Here is a 4,879-nt window from a genome sequence, read left to right as displayed (position 1 = left end):
CGACGCAGGCGCGTCATCCCGCCGGAGAGCGCGTCGACCCGGCGACTCGCGGCGTCCGCGAGACCGACGCGTTCCAGCACGCCGGCCACGTCCACGTCCTCGTCCACGAACTGCGCGTAGAACTCGAGCGTGTCGGCCGCGGAGAAGCCGGCACGGAAGCCCGGTTGCTGCGGGAGGTAGCCCACGCGGGCGCGCCCGATCTCGGAGCCGACGGCGACGCTCCCCTCGTCGGGCGCGCGGACCCGCGCGAGAAACCGTAGGAGGGTGGACTTCCCCGAGCCGTTGGGGCCGACGAGCGCGACGATTTCGCCGGGCGCGACCGACAGCGAGACGCCGTCGAGGACGCGCACGTCGCCGAAGGCGTGGCTGAGGTCGGTCGCGGCGATAGCCGGCCGGCTGCTCTCGGCGGCGGTGTCGGCGTCGGCGTCGACGGTGGCAGTTTCGCCCGTCAATTCGTCGGAAGCGGTCTCGGCGGTCGTCGCGGATTCGGGGTTCGGCATCGTGGTGGGTTCGTCGTTCTGCGGTTCTGTCGGTTCGTGGTCAGTCATCGGTCTCCTCCGTCGCGTTCAGGGCGGCGAGCGTCTCCGGTCGAACTGGCTCGGTCCGTGGCGCGGCGTCGACGACGCCGGACCCGCGGAGGCCGGACACCGCGTCGCGGGCGTGACGGAGCGCGCGCACCGCGGGCGACTCCGAGAGCGCGAGCGCGCCGGGTTCGCGACCGAGTTCGGCGTCGACCACTCCGGAGGGCTGGTACGCCCGGTCGTAGACGCCGTCGCCGTTCGCGTCTTCGAGCGGCAGGTCGCCCCAGTAGTTGCCCTCACCGCCGGCGGTCCACGTCCGCATCGGGCCGAGCGACGACTCGACGCGCACGTCGTTGCCGACGATGTCGTTTCGGACGACGACGTTTGTCGGGAACGTCGAACTCCCGCGGACGCCGACCCCGTTGCCGGCGACGACATTCCTGACGTACACCTGCCGGTCGCCGCTCACGTCCATCCCGTAGTCGTTGCCGGCGAAGACGTTGTCAGCGACGTAGGTGTCGCTGCCGGCGGGCATGAACCCGAAGTCGGACTCGCGCACGTCGTTTCCGACCACGAGGTTACCGACGGGCCGCGTCATGAGGACGACGCCGATGCGGTCCCCGCGGACGACGTTGTCGGCGACGAGCGCGTCCGAGGTGTACATCTGGTGGACGCCGTAGCGGCCGTCTTCCATGCGGTTGTCGCGGATGACGCTCCCGTCGGCGCGGTGGGTGTAGACGCCGTCGCGGCCGCCGAGGAACGTCGAGTCCTGCACGACCGACCGCTCGCCGATGAGGACGACGCCCATGAAGCCGTCGGAGGGGTCGTCGGCCCCACGGACGGTCACGCCGTCGACGACGCTGTCGGCGCTCTCGCGGGCGATGATGCCGCTCGCGGGCGTGTCGATTTCGACGCCACGGACCGCCGACTCGTTCGCGCCATCGAGGACGATACCGGCGTCGCCGCGGCCGTAGGCGAGTTCGACGCGGGTGTCCCAGTCGACGGACTCGTTGCTGGCGCGGACCCGTCGCGTCCCCACCTCGCCGACGCCGGACACGGAGAGGTTCCCGACCGCGCTCTGTTCGGCGCGGAGGTGGACGACGCTGCCGTTTCCGTCGCCGACGAGTCGCGTGTCGCTTCCGGCTCCGAGGAGCGTCACCGAGCGGTTCAGTTCGACCGCGTCCACCGAGTAGGTGCCCGCGGGGACGTAGACGGTCGTGTTCGCGGGGGCCGATTCAACCGCGGCTTCGACGGTCGGCGCGTCCTCGCCGACGACGGTCGAGACGGGCCTGTCGAACAGCGCATCACTCGCAGCGGTGGTCTGGTTCGCCCACTCGTGGTGGGCGGCGACCGACGACTCGAAGGCGGTGAGGCGGGACGAAAGCGGGTCGCCGGCGCGGTCGCGGAGCGTCGCCCAATCGACGACCTCGCCGCCGTGGGCGTCCGCGAACGAGCGGGCCGCGTCGGCGTCGGAAAACGGGACGGCAATCGGGCCGGAGGGGACTCGCGCCCCGGAGTCCACGACGAACGACGCCTCGGACGCCTTCGTCCAGCCGGGGTTGCGGTTGTGTTCGGTTCGGAGGGAGCCGTCGTCGTCGAGGTCGGGCGAGACCGTCGCGTAGTCGGTGACGAACACCGCGAGCGGGTCGCCGAACTGGCGGGCGCTCTCGGGCGTGGACACGTCGGCGGCGGCCGTGGTCACGTCGTAGTAGCCGATGATGTAGCGGTACCGCGAGAAGTGGACCTGCGCGAGCGGGACCTCGAACCCCTCGACTTCGGCCGTGCGAACGTCGACCGAGGTGCCGCCGGTCTTGACCGTGTCGTCGAAGGGGACCGGCGAGACGGACCCGGACGCGGGGACGACGAAGGAGACGCTCGCGAGGACGAAGACGAGCGCCGTCGCGGCGGCGACCCAGCGGGTCGTCTCGGGCGTGACGAGCGCCATCGGTCAGCGCTCGACTCCGTCGGATTCGAGGACTGCGGCGGGGTGAGCCGCTGCGTCGGGTGCCCCCGTATCTGTCGCGCGGTCGTACATGGCGAGGGCTAGGTGGGCGGGGGATGATATGCACGATGGTCTGTCCGTCGAAGTCTCCTGGCCGATGGCGAACCGCCCGGCGGACCGACTTCGACCCGAATCCTTAATCATCGTCCATACTGATTCACGAGCATGTACGACGAGGAGGATTTAGCGTCCATCCGCGAGGCGCGCGACGAGTGGGAATCGGAGACCCGCGACCCCTTCGTGGAGAAGGGCGGCGAGCGCAAAGACCGGTTCGCCACCGTCTCGAACCACGAGGTAGACGACCTCTACACGCCCGCCGACGTGGCCGACCTCGACTACGAATCGGACCTCGGGTTCCCCGGCGAGTCCCCGTACACGCGCGGGGTGTACCCGACGATGTTCCGCGGCCGGACGTGGACGATGCGGCAGTTCGCCGGCTTCGGCACGGCGAAAGAGACCAACGAGCGCTTCCACTACCTCATCGAGAACGGCCAGACCGGGCTCTCGACGGCGTTCGACATGCCCTCGCTCATGGGCAAGGACTCCGACGACCCGCTTTCGGACGGCGAGGTCGGAAAGGAGGGCGTCGCGGTCGACACCCTCCGCGACATGGAGGTGCTGTTCGACGGCATCGACATCGGTGAGGTGACGACCTCCTTCACCATCAACCCCTCCGCGCCGGTCGTCTTCGCCATGTACGTCGCGCTCGCGGACAACCGCGGCGTCTCCCGCGACCAGATCGGCGGCACCTTCCAGAACGACATGCTCAAGGAGTTCATCGCGCAGAAGGAGTGGGTCATCCCGCCGGAACCGTCGCTCAAGCTCGTCACCGACACCGTCGAGTTCGCCGCGGAGGAGACCCCGCGCATCCGGCCCATCTCGGTGTCGGGCTACCACATCCGCGAGGCCGGGTCGACAGCGATTCAGGAACTCGCCTTCACCCTCGCCGACGGCTTCGCCTACGTCGAAGACGCGATGGACCGCGGCCTCGACGTGGACGAGTTCGCACCCCAACTCTCGTTTTTCTTCAACTCCCACAACTCCATCTTCGAGGAGGTGGCGAAGTTCCGCGCCGCCCGCCGCATCTACCACGACGTGATGTCGGAGTGGTACGACGCCGAGGACGAGCGCTCGACGCAGTTGAAGTTCCACACCCAGACCGCGGGGCAGTCGCTGACGGCCCAACAGCCGCTCAACAACATCGTCCGCGTGACGATTCAGGCGCTCGCGGGCGTCCTCGGCGGCACGCAGTCGCTCCACACCAACAGCTTCGACGAGGCGCTGGCGCTCCCCTCGGAGGAGGCCGTCACCGTCGCGCTCCGCACCCAGCAGATAATCGCCGAGGAGTCGGGCGCGGCCGACGTCATCGACCCCCTCGGCGGGAGCTTCTTCGTGGAGACGCTGACAGACGAAATCGAGGCCGAGGCGATGGCCTACATCGAGGAGATTCGGGAGATGGGCGACGGCTCGGTCCGCGACGGCGTCCTCGCCGGCATCGACGAGGGCTACTACCACCGCGAGATAAGCGAGGCGTCCTACGAGTACCAGTCGCGGGTCGAAGACGGCGAGGAGATCGTCGTCGGCGTCAACAAGTACGCTAGCGACGACGACAGTCGCCCCGACCTACTGCACGTCGAAGACGAGGTGCAGGACCGACAGCTCTCACGCCTCGAATCCGTCAAGGAAGACCGCGACGACGAGGCGGTCGAAGCCGCCCTCGACGAACTCCGCGAGACGGTCCGAAACGGCGGGAACGTCATGCCGGTGCTCGTCGACGCCGCCAAGGAATACGTCACGATGGGTGAAATCATGAGCGTGTTCGCCGAAGAGTACGGCACCTACCGCGAGACTATCGGCGTGATGTGAGCGTCGCCGACGCGGTGATCCCGCCCAAAATGGTGGGGATGACATGAATGTTTGCTGACTTGAACGCGCGCCGGCAGCCCGCGTAACCGACCGACAGCCCGGCGACCTCCCGCGACGAGAGAACCCGCTCGGACTGCTGGACTACATAGATTTATCATGGAGGATTGGTGTAGTTAGCACGTACTATGGCAGACGGTGACACCGAACTGGAGGCACGGCTGGTCGAGCAAGAGGAGTTCGAACCCTCCGAGGAGTTCGTCGCGCAAGCGAACGTCTCCGATCCGGCCGTCTACGACGAGTTCGAGGAGAACTGGCCCGAGTGTTGGGAGGGGGCCGCCGAGATGCTCGACTGGGACGAAGAGTACGACGAGGTGCTGGACGACTCGAACCCGCCGTTCTACAAGTGGTTCACGGGCGGCAAGCTCAACGTCTCGTACAACTGCGTCGACCGGCACGTCGAAAACGGGGACAAGAACCGCGTCGCCATCAA

The 4,879-nt window shown here is 68.2% G+C and carries 4 protein-coding genes; 2 read left to right on the top strand and 2 right to left on the bottom strand.

Going from position 1 to position 4,879, the window contains the following annotated elements; genetic code table 11:
• Both NKF06_RS19705 and NKF06_RS19700 read right to left on the bottom strand, forming a co-directional pair.
• Positions 1 to 548, bottom strand: a 548-nt coding sequence (locus tag NKF06_RS19705) for an ATP-binding cassette domain-containing protein (RefSeq protein ID WP_253246374.1), incomplete at its 3' end; no start/stop codon positions are given.
• Positions 541 to 2,466 (bottom strand): NosD domain-containing protein, encoded by a 1,926-nt coding sequence (locus NKF06_RS19700; RefSeq protein ID WP_253246373.1) that lies wholly within the window; start codon positions 2,464 to 2,466, stop codon positions 541 to 543. The genes NKF06_RS19700 and NKF06_RS19705, both read right to left, overlap by 8 nt.
• Before the next feature lie 222 nt (positions 2,467 to 2,688).
• Between NKF06_RS19700 and NKF06_RS19695 the strand changes: the two genes are divergently transcribed.
• Both NKF06_RS19695 and NKF06_RS19690 read left to right on the top strand, forming a co-directional pair.
• Entirely contained in the window at positions 2,689 to 4,389 is a 1,701-nt protein-coding gene (locus tag NKF06_RS19695) for a methylmalonyl-CoA mutase family protein (RefSeq protein ID WP_253246372.1), read from the top strand.
• Between the two features lie 185 nt (positions 4,390 to 4,574).
• The coding region (locus NKF06_RS19690) for an acetyl-coenzyme A synthetase N-terminal domain-containing protein (protein ID WP_305882051.1) at positions 4,575 to 4,879 on the top strand (305 nt) is incomplete at its 3' end.

Source organism: Haloferax sp. AB510, from assembly GCF_024136985.1.
In the GTDB taxonomy this organism is placed as follows: Archaea; Halobacteriota; Halobacteria; order Halobacteriales; family Haloferacaceae; genus Haloferax.
Note: the sequence above shows the minus strand (reverse complement) of the source record. Positions and strands in the feature narration are given on the sequence as shown.